Source organism: Sulfitobacter profundi, from assembly GCF_042661425.1.
Classification (GTDB): Bacteria; Pseudomonadota; Alphaproteobacteria; order Rhodobacterales; family Rhodobacteraceae; genus Sulfitobacter; species Sulfitobacter profundi.
On record NZ_JBHSWA010000001.1, the window covers coordinates 3,310,463 to 3,325,199 of the forward strand.

At 62.2% G+C, this 14,737-nt stretch carries 7 protein-coding genes and 6 pseudogenes; 5 read left to right on the forward strand and 8 right to left on the reverse strand.

Translation table 11 applies throughout. The features are described from left to right. Positions 1 to 31: 31 nt before the first annotated feature. From ACFQAU_RS17170 to ACFQAU_RS17180, 3 genes are all read right to left on the reverse strand, one after another. Complete coding sequence (locus ACFQAU_RS17170) at positions 32 to 1,000, reverse strand: DUF3179 domain-containing protein (protein WP_132443544.1); 969 nt, start codon at positions 998 to 1,000, stop codon at positions 32 to 34. Between the two features lie 98 nt (positions 1,001 to 1,098). Then, the gene (locus ACFQAU_RS17175; protein ID WP_132443545.1) at positions 1,099 to 1,653 is read right to left on the reverse strand and encodes a peptidylprolyl isomerase; all 555 of its coding nucleotides are present in this window, start codon (positions 1,651 to 1,653) and stop codon (positions 1,099 to 1,101) included. Further along, entirely contained in the window at positions 1,646 to 2,152 is a 507-nt protein-coding gene (locus tag ACFQAU_RS17180) for a peptidylprolyl isomerase (protein ID WP_067623544.1), read from the reverse strand. The genes ACFQAU_RS17175 and ACFQAU_RS17180 overlap by 8 nt, the downstream gene beginning before the upstream one ends. A gap of 127 nt (positions 2,153 to 2,279) precedes the next feature. Between ACFQAU_RS17180 and ACFQAU_RS17185 the strand changes: the two are divergent. The 5 genes and pseudogenes from ACFQAU_RS17185 to ACFQAU_RS17205 all read left to right on the forward strand — a co-directional run bounded on the left by ACFQAU_RS17185 (position 2,280) and on the right by ACFQAU_RS17205 (position 7,845). After that, positions 2,280 to 3,457, forward strand: a pseudogene (locus tag ACFQAU_RS17185) (phosphoglycerate kinase). Between the two features lie 121 nt (positions 3,458 to 3,578). After that, entirely contained in the window at positions 3,579 to 3,878 is a 300-nt protein-coding gene (locus ACFQAU_RS17190; RefSeq protein ID WP_067265383.1) for an FtsB family cell division protein, read from the forward strand. Positions 3,879 to 4,074: 196 nt separating this feature from the next. After that, positions 4,075 to 5,081, forward strand: a pseudogene (gene pdhA / locus ACFQAU_RS17195) (pyruvate dehydrogenase (acetyl-transferring) E1 component subunit alpha). Between the two features lie 4 nt (positions 5,082 to 5,085). Further along, positions 5,086 to 6,477 carry a pyruvate dehydrogenase complex E1 component subunit beta gene (locus ACFQAU_RS17200; protein ID WP_132443547.1) on the forward strand — a complete coding sequence of 464 codons (1,392 nt, stop codon included), beginning with the start codon at positions 5,086 to 5,088 and terminating at the stop codon, positions 6,475 to 6,477. Positions 6,478 to 6,487: 10 nt separating this feature from the next. Beyond that, positions 6,488 to 7,845 (forward strand): annotated as a pseudogene (locus ACFQAU_RS17205) (pyruvate dehydrogenase complex dihydrolipoamide acetyltransferase). 70 nt (positions 7,846 to 7,915) lie between these two features. Here ACFQAU_RS17205 and cysE read toward each other — a convergent pair. The 5 genes and pseudogenes from cysE to ACFQAU_RS17230 form a co-directional block, all read right to left on the reverse strand. Continuing rightward, complete coding sequence (gene cysE / locus ACFQAU_RS17210) at positions 7,916 to 8,728, reverse strand: serine O-acetyltransferase (RefSeq protein WP_120350884.1); 813 nt, start codon at positions 8,726 to 8,728, stop codon at positions 7,916 to 7,918. Between the two features lie 98 nt (positions 8,729 to 8,826). Beyond that, positions 8,827 to 12,755, reverse strand: a pseudogene (locus ACFQAU_RS17215) (baseplate multidomain protein megatron). Further along, positions 12,755 to 13,179: pseudogene (locus ACFQAU_RS17220) on the reverse strand (NlpC/P60 family protein). Before ACFQAU_RS17220 ends, ACFQAU_RS17215 begins: the two co-directional pseudogenes overlap by 1 nt. Before the next feature lie 16 nt (positions 13,180 to 13,195). Beyond that, positions 13,196 to 14,083: a DUF2163 domain-containing protein gene (locus ACFQAU_RS17225; RefSeq protein ID WP_132443550.1), complete on the reverse strand. Its 888-nt coding sequence runs from the start codon at positions 14,081 to 14,083 to the stop codon at positions 13,196 to 13,198. Further along, positions 14,083 to 14,714 (reverse strand): annotated as a pseudogene (locus ACFQAU_RS17230) (phage distal tail protein, Rcc01695 family). The gene ACFQAU_RS17225 and the pseudogene ACFQAU_RS17230 overlap by 1 nt, the downstream one beginning before the upstream one ends. Positions 14,715 to 14,737: the final 23 nt, after the last annotated feature.

Sequence of the window (14,737 nt, forward strand, 5' to 3'; positions counted from 1 at the left end):
CCCGTTCTCATTTCGGGCTTGCTGCGCGGGCTTAACGCCCCAGCATCCAAGTACCATCTGGCCAGAAGGCATCAAAGGCGAAGGCAAACATCACATCATGCGGCACGTCGCTGCCGGCGCTGTCACGCACGCGGATGCTGCCCACGTCACGCCCCTGGCCGATCTGCCCCGCGTCCAACGCCGAGGCCTGCCCTGCCCGCCACGAGATCGTCACACCGGCCTCACGCACCTCGCCTTCCTCGGCCAGGCGGTTGAGCCGCCACGCCCGGTCTCCCACACGCACCACGCGCTCTAGCGGTGCAATTCCGTGCGGCGGCTGCGCGCCGTCGTAGAGGAAGGGTTTGGCCGAAGAATCATAGTTCCGGTAAGGGTTGCGGCCATAGTCGCGGTTGTAGGAAGGTTCCTCCATCACCAGCCCGTCGGGGTTTCGCGCGGTGAAATCGGCCCAGCTTTCCAGCCAGCTTGGGAGGTGTTTTAGCTCGGTGCCCGTCAGCGCCCCCACGATGGCGCGGCCTTCGGCCTGTTGCCACCAGCTTTGGGTCTCGCGGTCATACATTACCATGTCGGAATGGCGCAGCTTCCCTGATACGCCAAAGCGCAGCACCTGCCCCGCGACGCGGCGGTCAAAGACCAGCGCAGAGTTACACAGCGGGCAAAAGGTCACGGCGATGGGCTGGCCATTGACCCTATCGTTAACAATCTCATGCCATGTCAGATAGCGGATCGGATAGGCGCGCGGTTTGGCACCCTCTATCGCGACCGTGATGACTGGCTCGCGCGGGGCGATGCGGGTTTCGGCGCGCGCGGCTTTGAAACCCGGTGCATCGAGTGCCGGGATGCCATCCTTGGGCGGCCCGCCCGAGATGATCTCGGACCAATCTGTGATGCTTGTTTTGGAAAAATCGGTCTCAGGCCATTCCCCCTGCCAGCGGGCGGGATCGGCGAGAAGACTGTTGGCCGCAAGGCCAAGGCTTAGAACGATGGCGCTTAATTTTATCATGGCCCGAGCGTGCCGCATGCGGGGGTGAGCAAGCAAGCCCACCCCACGCAATCGGGAACAGATGTTACTCGGTCCCCGATGCGACTTGGGGCCGACGGTTACTCGGTCACAGTGACCTTTTGCATCACGTCCGGCGTGCCGACAACGGCACCGCTGGGGCCGGTCCCGCGTTTGATGGCGTCGACCACGTCCTGACCTTCGGTGACCTTGCCCACGACAGTGTACTGACCGTCAAGGAAGGGGGCTTCGTCGAACATGATGAAGAACTGACTGTTGGCGCTGTTCGGGCTCTGGCTGCGGGCCATGCCCACGACGCCCTTCTCATAGGCGATGTCCGAGAACTCCGCCTCTAGGTCGGGCTTGTCGGAGCCGCCCATGCCAGCACGCGCGGTGTCGCCATCGGCGCGGCCAAACTGCACGTCGCCGGTCTGCGCCATGAACCCGTCGATCACGCGGTGGAAGACCACCCCGTCATAGGCGCCTTCTTCGGCCAGTTCGGTGATCTGCGCGACATGGGCGGGTGCCACATCTTCCAGCAGGTCGATCTTGACGGTGCCATTGGCCTCGCCCGCAACTTCGATCTCAAGCCCGGTGGCCATGGCCGCCGAACCGAGGAGCGCCAAAACGGCGCTGGTGCCTACGAGCTTACGCATCTGCGGCCACCTTGACGGAGATCATGCGGTCGGGGTTCGCAGGCGGCTCGCCCCGTGTGAGCGCGTCGACATGTTCCATGCCCGAGATGACTTGCCCGTAAACGGTGTACTGACCGTTGAGGAAATCATTGTCCTTGAAGTTGATGAAGAACTGGCTGTTGGCGCTGTCGGGGTTGGCCGAACGAGCGGCGCCGATGGTGCCACGCGCGTGGGGAACCTTGGAGAATTCCGCAGGCAGGTTCGGCAGGTCGGAGCCGCCGGTGCCGGCCGCACGCAGGTTGAAGTTGTCTTCCATGTTGCCGTTGGCCACATCGCCCGTCTGGGCCATGAAACCTTCGATCACGCGGTGGAAAGCCACGTTGTCGTATTTCCCGGCGCGGGCCAGTTCTTTCATGCGCTCGACGTGCTTGGGCGCAAGGTCGGGCATCAACTCAATAGTGACGGTGCCGCCTTTGAGTTCCATCAGGATGGTGTTTTCGGGGTCTTTGATCTCGGCCATTGGGCAATCCTTTGGTTTGTCTTTGCCAGATACCTAAGGAGCTTGGCCGCGATTGCCAAGCCGCGCATTGACCTGAGCCAAGATAACAGCAAAACACAGCGCAACGGATTGGATTGGGAGAAGACCGATGGGCTGGAAGTCACTGGACGATATGGAACTGGACGGCAAGCGGGTGCTTTTGCGCGTCGACATCAACGTACCGGTCGAAGATGGCCGCGTTACCGATGCCACACGGATCGAGCGGATCGTGCCCACGGTGACCGACATCCTGTCGCGCGGCGGCAAGGTGACGCTGCTGGCGCATTTCGGACGGCCCAAGGGCAAAGTCGTGGACGAGATGAGCCTGAAACAAGTCCTACCCGCGCTGGAAAAGGCATTGGGCCGCGATGTGGCTTTCGTGCCCTCGCTGGATGCCGCTGCCGAGGCGCAGGGCGATCTGCAACTTATGGAAAACATCCGCTTTTATCCCGGCGAAGAAGCCAATGACGAAGGCTTCGCCCGCCAATTGGCCGCGCTTGGCGATATCTATTGTAACGATGCCTTCTCTGCCGCCCACCGCGCCCATGCCTCGACCGAGGCGCTGGCGCGGCAGTTGCCTGCCTGCGCGGGCCGTTTGATGCAGGCGGAACTCTCGGCGCTTGAGGCAGCCCTCGCTAAGCCTGAGCGTCCTGTTGGCGCTGTCGTTGGGGGGCCAAGGTCTCGACCAAAATCGCGCTTTTAGAAAACCTCGTGAACCGGCTGGATGTTCTGGTGATCGGCGGCGGCATGGCGAACACTTTCCTCGCCGCGCTCGGTGCTGATCTGGGCAAGTCGTTGGAAGAGCCGGATTATTACGACACGGCCAAAGACATCATGGCGCAGGCCGAAAAGGCGGGCTGCCGGGTGATCTTGCCGGTTGACGGTCTGGTCGCGCGTGAGTTCGCCAAAGGGGCCGCGCATGAGGTGGCCCAGCTCGGCCCCGATGCCAGCCTCGCCAAAGACCAGATGGTGCTGGATGCGGGCCCCGATACGGTCGCCTTGGTCGAAACGGCTTTTGCCGGGCTGCGGACCTTGATCTGGAATGGGCCGATGGGGGCCTTTGAAATTCCGCCTTTCGATACCGCCACCGTCGCCGCGGCCCGCGCAGCAGCGGCCAAGACGCGCGAAGGCACGCTGACCTCGGTCGCCGGGGGCGGTGACACGGTTGCCGCGCTGAACCAAGCGGGCGTGGCGGATGATTTCACCTATATCTCAACCGCCGGGGGCGCTTTCCTTGAGTGGATGGAAGGCAAAACCCTGCCCGGCGTTGCTGCTCTGGGCGGCTAAGCCGCGCAAAATCGTGATTTCGCGCTAAAAACAACGGGTTTCCCGCAATTGTGGGATTCCCATGTCGAATCGCCTGTGTCATACTGATGTCACGTCCGCCAAGAGACGCAGAGGCAGAACCATGACACGCAACACCCGTCCGGCTTTCGGCACATTGCTGTTTTTCGCAATCGCTTTTGCGCTGAGCCTGTATTTCACCTTTGCCGCCGTGCAAGGGGATTTCGGCCTGTTCCGCCGGACCGAGATCGTGGCCGAGAACCAAAAGCTGAGCGACCGTCTGGCCGAGGTCCGCGCCGAGGTTGCGCGGATGGAGAACCTGACCCGTCGCCTGTCGGACGATTACCTTGATCTTGATCTCTTGGACGAACGCGCGCGCAAGGTGCTGGGCATGGTCCGCACCGATGAGATCGTCATTCGCTGACCTTTCGCCCCTGATCGCCCTGCCCCGCGCCTGCGGCCTTGCAATCACTTAAAATCTCTGGCCTCCTTCGCCTTGTCAGCCGTGGCGCGCGCGCCACGTCACAAAGTCTCTCGCAATCCATTCCGGAATGCGCTAGGGAATAGTTTAACGCTAAACTACTTTTGGCACCTGACCAAAGCCGACGGAGGAGACGTCCATGGCCGCGAGGAAATCGAGCAAGAAACCCAATGTCTCTGCGGAGGAGCTGACCAGCTACTACCGCGACATGCTGCTGATCCGGCGGTTTGAAGAGAAAGCCGGACAACTATACGGCATGGGGCTGATCGGGGGTTCTGCCACCTCTATATTGGGCAAGAAGCTGTTGTTGTCGGCCTTGAGGCCGCCGCCGAAGAAGGCGACAAGCGCGTCACTTCCTACCGCGATCACGGCCATATGCTGGCCTGTGGCATGGACCCGAACGGCGTCATGGCCGAGTTGACGGGCCGCGAGGGTGGCTACTCCAAGGGCAAGGGCGGGAGCATGCATATGTTCTCGAAAGAAAAGCATTTTTACGGCGGCCACGGCATTGTCGCAGCGCAGGTGCCGCTCGGCGCGGGGCTGGCCTTTGCCGATCAGTACAAGGGCAACGGGCGCGTCACTTTCACCTATTTCGGCGATGGTGCGGCGAACCAAGGTCAGGTCTATGAGACCTTTAACATGGCCGCCCTTTGGAAGCTGCCGGTGATCTTTGTGATCGAGAACAACCAATACGCCATGGGCACATCGCAGCAGCGCTCGACCTCCTCTGCCGAGATTTGGGAGCGCGGCAAAGCCTTTGGTATCCCCGGTGAGGCCGTCGATGGGATGGACGTGCTGGCGGTGAAAGAGGCCGGTCAAAAGGCCGTGGCCCACGCCCGTGAGAACGGACCGTATATTCTGGAGATCAAGACCTACCGTTACCGTGGCCACTCCATGTCCGACCCCGCGAAATACCGCACCCGTGAAGAGGTTCAGAAAATGCGCGACGAGCGTGACCCGATTGAATCGGTCCGCACCCTGTTGCTGGAAGGCAATCACGCCAGCGAAGAGGACCTCAAGGCCATCGACAAAGAGATCAAGAAGATCGTGAACGAGAGCGCCGATTTCGCCAAGGAAAGCCCGGAGCCCGCGCTTGATGAGCTCTGGACCGATATCTACGCAACCGAAGTTCCGCAGGAGGCCTGAAGCAATGGCAACCGAAATTCTCATGCCCGCCCTCAGCCCCACCATGGAAGAAGGCACGCTGGCCAAATGGCTGGTCAAGGAGGGCGACGAAGTCTCCTCTGGAGACATTCTGGCTGAAATCGAGACCGACAAGGCCACGATGGAATTTGAAGCCGTCGATGAAGGCACCATCGGCAAGATCCTGATCAGCGAGGGCACCGAAGGCGTCAAGGTGAACACCGCCATCGCCGTGCTGCTGGAAGAAGGCGAAGATGCCTCCGACATCGACACGGCAAAATCCGCCCCCGCCGAGGCCAAAAGCAACGACGCCGAAGCCAAGTCGGGCTACAACGACGACAGCGACCGCGCCACCCCCGCCGAAGGCAAGAAACAGCCCGAGCCCGACACCAGCCCCGACTGGCCCGAAGGCACCGAGATGAAGCAGCAGACCGTCCGCGAAGCGCTGCGTGATGCCATGGCCGAAGAGATGCGCCGCGACGAAGATGTCTTCCTCATGGGCGAAGAAGTCGCGGAGTACCAAGGCGCCTATAAAATCACCCAAGGGATGTTGGACGAATTCGGCCCCAAACGGGTGATCGACACGCCGATCACCGAACATGGCTTTGCCGGGATCGGTGTTGGTGCGGCCTTCGGCGGTCTGCGCCCGATTGTTGAGTTCATGACCTTCAACTTCGCCATGCAAGCGATGGATCAGATCATCAACTCCGCGGCCAAGACGCTCTACATGTCCGGCGGCCAGATGGGCGCGCCCATGGTCTTCCGTGGCCCCAACGGTGCCGCCGCCCGCGTTGGCGCGCAGCACTCTCATGACTATGCCGCGTGGTTCATGCAGATCCCCGGCCTGAAGGTCGCGATGCCCTATTCGGCGAGCGATTATAAAGGCTTGATGAAAACCGCCATCCGTGACCCGAACCCGGTGATCTTCCTTGAAAACGAAATCCTCTATGGCCGCAGCTTCGACGTGCCGGATATTGAGGATTACACCGTGCCCTTCGGCAAGGCTCGCATCTGGCGCGAAGGGTCGGACGTGACCATCGTCAGCTTCGGCATTGGCATGACCTATGCGCTGGAAGCGGCTGAGAAACTGGCCGCAGAGGGCATCGAGGCCGAGGTCATCGACCTGCGCACCCTGCGCCCGATGGACACCGACACGATCCTGAAATCCGTGATGAAGACCAACCGCTGCGTGACGGTCGAAGAAGGCTGGCCGCAAGGCTCGGTCGGCGGCTACATCAGCGGCGTGATCATGCAAGAGGCATTCGATTATCTCGACGCGCCGGTCATCACCTGCACCGGCAAGGACGTGCCCATGCCCTATGCCGCCAACCTTGAAAAACACGCGCTGGTCACCACCGACGAGGTGATCGAAGCCGTGAAATCAGTCACCTACCGGTAAGGAGCGGATCATGCCCATAGAAATTCTCATGCCCGCCCTCAGCCCTACAATGGAAGAAGGCACGCTGGCCAAATGGATAGTCAAGGAAGGCGATACCGTCGCCTCCGGTGACATTCTGGCCGAAATCGAGACCGACAAAGCGACGATGGAGTTTGAAGCGGTAGACGAAGGCACCATTGGCAAAATTTTAATCGAGGAAGGCAGCGAGGGTGTGAAGGTCAACACCCCAATCGCCGTGTTGCTCGAAGAAGGCGAAAGCGCCGACGATATCGAAAGCTCCGGAGGCTCTGCGAAGGAAGAGAAACAGCAGGCTGAAGAAGCGCCCAAAGCCGCAGAGGCCGAGACGCCCGAAGCAGGCTATGGCCGTGGGGCAACGGAAGCGAATGAGGCGAAGGGCAATAGCGACAGCAAAGCCCCCGCCGCCCCGAAAAGCGATAAGGGCGAGCGTATCTTTGCCTCCCCCTCGCCCGCCGGATCGCAGCCGACAAAGGCTTGGACCTGTCGCAGATCGACGGCAGCGGCCCGCGTGGCCGGATCGTCAAAGCAGATGTCGAAAACGCCCAGCCGACAGCGGCAAAAACCGAGAGCTCCGCTCCTGCCAAAGATGCCGCACCGGTCGCCCAAGCGGCTGCCACCGGCCCTTCTGCCGATGTGGTCGCCAAAATGTATGAAGGCCGGGAGTACGAGGAAGTCACCCTCAACGGCATGCGCAAAACCATCGCCGCGCGCCTTACCGAGGCCAAACAAACCGTGCCGCATTTCTACCTGCGCCGCGACATTCAGATCGACGCGCTGCTTTCGTTCCGCAGCGATCTGAACAAGCAGTTGGAATCGCGGAGTGTAAAGCTCTCGGTCAACGACTTCATCATCAAAGCCTGCGCGCTGGCCCTGCAATCGGTGCCGGATGCCAATGCCGTCTGGGCCGGTGATCGCATCCTCAAGCTGAAACCCTCGGATGTGGCCGTGGCCGTGGCGATCGAAGGCGGTCTCTTCACCCCCGTGTTGCAGGACGCCGACACCAAGTCGCTCTCGACCCTCTCGGCGCAGATGAAAGACCTTGCCACCCGCGCCCGCGACCGCAAACTGGCGCCGCATGAGTATCAGGGCGGCAGCTTTGCGATTTCGAATTTGGGAATGTTCGGCATCGACAATTTCGATGCGGTCATCAACCCGCCGCATGGCGCGATCCTTGCCGTGGGCGCTGGTGTCAAAAAGCCGATCATCGGCAAGGATGGTGAGATCACTGCAGCGACGGTCATGTCCGTGACCCTGTCGGTCGACCACCGCGTGATCGACGGTGCCCTCGGTGCGCAGCTGTTGAATGCGATTGTCGAGAACCTCGAAAATCCGATGATCATGCTGGCCTAAAGCCCGCACCCTCGAAACGAAAAAGCCGGGGCATGCCCCGGCTTTTTTATTGCAACGCTGGCGTCTGCGCCTACTCGGCGTCTGGCCCAAAAAGATGGTTCATCGACATCGACGGCTGATCGCAGCCCGCCTCTCCCACGATCCGCGCCGGAATCCCGGCGACAGTTTTGCAGGCAGGCACAGGCTCCAGCACGACCGAGCCCGCGGCGATCCGGCTGCAATGGCCGATGGTGATGTTGCCCAACACCTTTGCGCCTGCGCCAATCAACACGCCGTTCCCGATTTTGGGGTGGCGGTCTTCTTCTTCCTTGCCGGTGCCGCCAAGGGTCACCGAATGCAGCATCGAGACGTTGTCGCCCACCACCGCCGTCTCACCGATGACGATGGAATGCGCGTGGTCGATCATAATGCCCTTGCCCATTTTGGCCGCCGGGTGGATATCCACGCCGAAAATCTCGCTCACCCGCATTTGGATGAAATAGGCCAAATCGCGTTTGCCCTTGGCATAGAGGTAATGACCAACCCGGTAGGCCTGCACGGCCTGATAGCCTTTGAAGTACAGGATCGGCTGCAACAGCCGATGGCAGGCCGGGTCACGGTCATAGATCGCCACCAGATCGGCGCGCGCCGCGGCGACGAGGTCCGGGTCTTCGGCATAGGCTTCCTCGACCATTTCGCGCACGACCATCATCGACATCTCATTCGACGACAGCTTCGCAGCGATGCGATAGGAAAGCGCGTTCTCGATGGATTTATGGTGCAGGATACAGGCGTGAACAAAGCCGCCGATCAGCGGCTCATCACGCACCGCATCCTCAGCTTCTTGCTGAATCTGATCCCAGACCGGGTCCACTTTCGAGATATTTCTGTGTGTCTGCGCCATGGCACGGGCTCCTTCACTCTGCCGCTAGGGTAGCTCATGCAATAGCGTAGGACCATTTGTAAATCCGCACATGCTCAAAATCGTGATAACGCGCGGGCCTATCCGGGCACCACCAAACCTGCGGCAAGCCCCGCGCCGTAGCTGGCAGAGACCTGCGCCACAGTTACCTCAAACGCCCCGGTCAGCGCATCGGCCGCCCGTGCCGCAGTGCTGTAGGTCCACCCGGGCGTATCGAGCAGTACGTCCCGCAGGTGCTGACCGCCTGCAAAAACGCGCAAAAGATACCGCTCACTTTCTTCGCCAAGCGGCACTTCTGGCCCGTCCCAAGCTTCCCCGTCGATCCGCGTGCGTCGGATCCAGCTAAAGGTAATATCACCACCGGGCAGCGCCTCGGCCCGCAGATGGCACGGGTTGTAGGGCCGCAGGCCATTCCCGTCAAACGCATGTACCTGATGCAGATAGGACGGATCATCCACGGGGCGCCGGGCTGGACCTATGCGGTAGTGCTGGGCCACGCGGCGCAGATGCGGGCTGAACTCGACCTGTTGCGGTGTCCCATTCATCAGCACAAAGCGCGACCCCACGGGCCAAACCTCCGGCATCAGCCCATCACTTCCCGCCTGCCCGCGCAGACGTCCCGTCAGCCAATAGGTCGCAGGGGCGACAAGCTGCGCCTCCTGAAATTGAAATAACTCCCATCGGTCCGCGCTTCCATCGCCGATCGCGGCAAGGTTCGCCCCATTCAAAAGCGCCTCTTTGCTGACCGATTCAAGGCTGCCGCTGCTGAGTTTGACTTCCAGCAACGGTCCTGCGTCGATCACCCCGGCCGCGCCGCGCGCAGGGCCGTTTGGGTGACCCCCATGATGGACCGACTGGAAACGACGCCGTTGAGCGCATAATCAGCATCAACCGTAGAGCGATAAGCGGCGACTGACCCCGGCCAAGGGGTTGCCGTCACCGCCAGATGCGGCGCATGGGGCACCTCATCCCCGCGCAAAAGCGGCAAGTCCATGAACTGGGGCAAGACCGGCAGCGGCGGCGCGAAAGGCCGCAGAGACGCCAGTTCTTCTTCAAGCGGCGCGGGGTCATAGACTTCGGGTTCAATCCGTACGGCATCGATCAGCTGGGAACCGGCCTGTTCGACGCGGTCAATGCGGTAGCGCCCAGGCCCCTCCGCGCCATCGCCCGGCAGTTCGATCACATCCCCCGCCCCGATAGCCATCTGCGATGGCGGCAGCGCCAGCCGCAGCGTCTCACGGGCGACACGCGCCTCGGTCAACCAGCGCTCGGCTACTTGCCGCCCCTCGCCCCGGGTCAGGGCCATGTTCAGTTCGGTCCCGGTGACCGCATGGGTCGCCTCATCCGGTAGAACCGCCTCTTCCGCGATTGCGTCGAAATCCGCATCAGCCTGAATGAACCGCAGCCGTACACGGCCCGAGACTTCGGCCTCAGCCTCGCGCTGCTGCTCTGTCAGCCCGCCGAGGTCGGGGTGAATGGCCAGCTTGCCGGGGTCAAGTGGTACCGCATCCGTCCCATCACGCATCCGAAACTGCAAAACCCCATCGCGTTCAATCGCGTCGAACCCATAGCGCAGCATCAAAGGTTGCAAGGCGGCGCGCGCCTCTCCGACCACGTCCACGGTGTAGCCGCGGACATAGCCGAAAAGCTGAGAGGTATCGAAATGCATCACACCCGCACGGCGGCAAATCTCCCCGACCACCGAGGCCAGCGAACGCGCCGAGACCCGTCCGTTCAGCCAATGACCCCGGCTGTAATTCTCCCCATCGCTCCATAGATCGACATTGTTGGGAAAGAAGGGAAAGGGCCGCGTGTCCCAAGCCCAAACGAAGGCGCGCGACATATCCAGCATTGGAGCGCTATATTCGTCCGAGATCGGGTTGCGCGCTGGATCACGCCAATATTCCGACAGCGCGCACAGATATTGCATCTGCATCAAATCGTCCCGTGCGCCGGAGGAATGATGCGGCAAGGCGCTTTCCGAGCTTTTCAGATCGAGGAACTTGTTGGGTTGGTTCGCGCCTTTGTCGATGGCGGCACAGCCGTATTCCGTGAACCAGATCGGCTTGGACATGGGCTGCCATTCCGTGGGTGCTGCCTGCCGCTCTCCACCGATGCGCGGATGGTGATGGTTCTGCCACCAACGGCGCAGGTCTTTGTAACGATAGACCCAAGGTTCATCATGGGCGCCATCAGTGATCGGCGTTCGGATCTGTGCCGCACGGGCTTCGGGCGAATGGTAGTACCAGTCATACCCCTCACCGCCTTCGATGTTGGATTTTAGATAGCCGACATCGTAAATCGCGGGCCAGTCTTCCCCATCGACATGCCCCTCCTCATCGCGCCAATCGGCCAGCGGCATGTAGTTGTCGATCCCGATGAAATCGATCTGCGGATCGGCCCACAGCGGATCGAGGTGAAAGTAAACATCACCACTGCCATCCTGCGGCTGATAGCCAAAATACTCTGACCAATCAGCGGCATAGCTGATCTTCGCATCCGGCCCGAGCAAGCCACGCACCTCTCCGGCCAAGGCCCGCAGCGCGGTGACCGCAGGGAAGCTATTCCCCGCCGCGCGTATCTGGGTCAGGCCTCGCATTTCAGAAGAGATGCAAAAGGCTTCGACCCCGCCCGCCGCGGCGCAGAGTGCGGCGTAGTGCAGGATGAACCGCGACAGGGTCCATTCCGCTGGGCCATCGTAGCTCACCGCGCCCTCGGTCACCGTGAAATCCGCCGCAGTGGCTGTGCCGAAAAACGCGGCAACTTCTGCCGCCGCCGCCGCTGACCCATCCGGGCTGCCCGGCTGCCCCGGTGCGACCGAAAGGGTGATTCGCCCGCGCCACGGCAAGCGGGGTTGATCCTCGGCATCGCTATAGGGGTCCGGCAAGCCGTTGCCTTCGGTCTGATCCATCAAGATGAACGGGTAGAACATCACCGCCTTGCCCGCCGCCTTCAGCGCGTGAATGGCCTCAACCACCGCGGCATCGGCTGGCGTGCCGCCATAGATCGGGCGCGCGCCGTGCTGGGTGATGACCTCGGCCGTGCCGCGCGTCACCCCAGACACCCGCCACGGCATGTTCTCCCCGTCAATGTCCGGATCTTCCACCTTGGGGCGCAGGCGGCAATCGCCACAGCGCAGATCGCTGCCGAACCATGACACAACGAGAGAGGCCGCTTCTAGCCGGGGCAGTTCCTCTGTCAGTGTCTCCAGCGACACCGAGAAATCAGTCTTGGCCGCCGGTGAATTCACATTCGCGCTCCAGCGGCTGCCGGGGCCATCGGTATAATGGACCGGCGTGGTCGCCAGCGCATATTCTCCCGTGCCGGGGATCAAGGCGACCCCCTGCACACCAAAGGCAGGCGCATGTTCCCACCCCGGGGCCTGCGGCTGTTCGGGGCGCATAACCTCGAAAGAGAACTGCGGCACGCGGTTGCCGAACTGCGCCAAGGCGAGGTCTTCCATCACCACATAAGCCGTGCCGCGATAGGCTGGCACCCGGTCCGCGCCCTCAATCGCGGCGATGGTCGGGTCGGGCTGCTGATCCGCCTCGCCCCTGTAGACGCGCATGTTCAGATCGTCCGGGGCAATCTCTTCCCCATCCGCCCAGATGCGCCCGACGCTGGTGATCTCCCCTTCGCAAAGCGCGATGGCAAGGCTGACGGTATAGCTGTACTCGGTCGTCTTTGGCGTCGGGGGACCGCCCTTGCCGCCCCCGCTGACATGGGTGACCTCTTGGAACTGCGACGCCCAGATGACATGCCCAGCCAGTCGCATCCGGCCATAAAGCTGCGAGATCGCCGCCCCCTCGCCCGAGCCCGTCAGCCGAAAGCGATCGACCTTGCCGGTCTCGACCGCCTGCCCACCTTGGCCCAGCAAGCGTTGATCGACCAGTCGCCCAAGGCTCGCCCCCACCGCCCGGCCCACTGCGACAGAAGACAGCCCCGCCAGCGTGCCCCCGATGGAGCCACCAACCGCGGCACCCGCTGCCGAAAGAACAATCGTCGCCATCAGGAGACCTCCTCAGGAAATATAAATCGCGCCACGATGCGCCGCTGCCATGGCAGGCTAAGGGGCTTTCAACGACCCCGTGCCGTGCATAGGCGTGAATAAAACTGGGACTGGCGCCGATGCGCGCCTGCAACCCAAGGTGTTTTGCCACAGCGCCGTGGCGCATTCGGAATAGCAGCACATCACCGGGCGCGGGCGCACCGCTGTTCTTCACCGCCATATGCCGCAGCGCCGCCGCCCAAAGCTGTTCCTCCCCCTGCGGCTCGGACCAGTCCATCGAATAGGGCGGCACCGCCTCGGGTTCAGCCCCCATCCGTTCACGCCAAAGCCCCCGGATGAGGCCGAGGCAGTCGCAGCCCGCCCCCTTCGCCGCAGCCTGATGCACATAAGGCGTGCCGATCCACCCGCGCGCCGCATGCAGCAACGGTTCCCCCCGGCGCTCATCTGCGCGACCCGCCCGCGTTCGCACCGTCTGAGCGCGGGACGGCCATCATCCAATCCTCACCCGGCAGATCCGGAAAACCTTGATAGTTCAGCAGGTTGTTGAATTTTAGCCGGCAGGTCTCCATCCGCTTGTCGCAGCCTGCCGTAAGCCGCACGCGGGTGCCCTCCGCCACCGCCCCACGGATCGGCTCCCAAAGCTCGATCACCCGCTGCCCGTCCTCATGGTAGTCACGTTTGACTATGCCCCAGAGCCCCGCCGCCGGGCCATCCAACACGTCAAGCCGCCCACGGGCGAACCAGCCCTCATCATATCCCGGGAATGCGGCCCAGCGGAAACACTGCGCCTCTGCCACAGTCTCAACCGCGCGTTCCTCGGCATAGCCCGGCGTGGTGAGATCGAAGCGGCAATCGCCATCCCCCAGAACCGCCGAACAGGGCTTTTGAAAGACCCGTCCCAAGGGGCGGTTCAGCGGCTCCGTCAGCCCGCGCAGTTCAGCACGAAAGCTGCCGCCCGTGCGGTGCAACTCGCCGATCGATCCACGAAACTGCAGCACCCGCTGCGCAGGCTCCGCCCAGTTCACCAACCACGCCTGAACCTCGGCCCCATCGAAACGTCCCTGCTCGATCTCATCCTCGCGGATCGCATCATCGCTTAGCGCGCCAAGCGCCTCGGTGTTGTCGACCGACAGCCCGCTGGTTTGGGCCAGCGCCCGCGCACTCAGCCCCGTATCAGCGCGAAACGCGACCCCCGCGAATGCCAGCGGCATATCGTGATCGGTAAAGGCAAACACCGCCCCATCCGCCCGCGTCACCTGCCAGCAATGGCAAAGCGTTGTCACACCGGGCGCAATATGGTTTGCAAACCCTGTATTGAGCCCCGCCATCAGACCCGCACCTCGATTACCGGCACGTCGGGCACCTGCCCGGCCTGAAAACTCTCGACCGAGATAAGAATGCGGTCCGTGTCAAAGCGCACGGGCACGTCGAACTCGAAGCCCGCGAAGATCTCCATCTCAGGGTCCGGCGGATGGGCAAATGTTACAATCCCCGTGCTTGCGTCGATCTCGTATTCGACACCCTCGCGCAGCTCGTCTTGCTCCACCCCCACACGCACCGTTCCGGCCACGGGTTTGGTGATCGGACGCCGGTAGGAATGCGCGCCGGAGCGGTAAGTCTTGGTCAGCTGAAACGCCGCCCGAACCCCGTCTCCATAACCGATGCTCTGGTCGTCAAAGGCCACCTGAAGCGCCGTCTTGCCCGTTTTATAGTCGGCCCAGTCCTTCCAGCGAAACCCGTACATCTGCCCCAGTCGCGCTTCGAAAAAAGCAATCAGCAACTGAAGGTCATCGATAGAGCGCATCCCCAGCCCCGCATCATAGACCCGCCGAGAATGGGCCCAAGGCGTGTTGCGTTCCTCATAACCGTTGGCCAGCGTGACCACATCCGTCTGCCGCTGCGGCCCCCGACTGATCCAAAGCTCAGCGAAGGCGGAAATCTGACATCGTGAAATTGCATGATCTGCTCCTTTAACCGCCGCG

Bases quoted from the DNA above. Each gene is read 5' to 3' on its own strand.
- ACFQAU_RS17170 (WP_132443544.1), bottom strand. From the start codon at position 1,000: ATGATAAAATTAAGCGCCATCGTTCTAAGCCTTGGCCTTGCGGCCAAC.
- ACFQAU_RS17175 (WP_132443545.1), bottom strand. From the start codon at position 1,653: ATGCGTAAGCTCGTAGGCACCAGCGCCGTTTTGGCGCTCCTCGGTTCG.
- ACFQAU_RS17180 (WP_067623544.1), bottom strand. From the start codon at position 2,152: ATGGCCGAGATCAAAGACCCCGAAAACACCATCCTGATGGAACTCAAA.
- ACFQAU_RS17190 (WP_067265383.1), top strand. From the start codon at position 3,579: ATGACACGCAACACCCGTCCGGCTTTCGGCACATTGCTGTTTTTCGCA.
- ACFQAU_RS17200 (WP_132443547.1), top strand. From the start codon at position 5,086: ATGGCAACCGAAATTCTCATGCCCGCCCTCAGCCCCACCATGGAAGAA.
- cysE (WP_120350884.1), bottom strand. From the start codon at position 8,728: ATGGCGCAGACACACAGAAATATCTCGAAAGTGGACCCGGTCTGGGAT.
- ACFQAU_RS17225 (WP_132443550.1), bottom strand. From the start codon at position 14,083: ATGGCGGGGCTCAATACAGGGTTTGCAAACCATATTGCGCCCGGTGTG.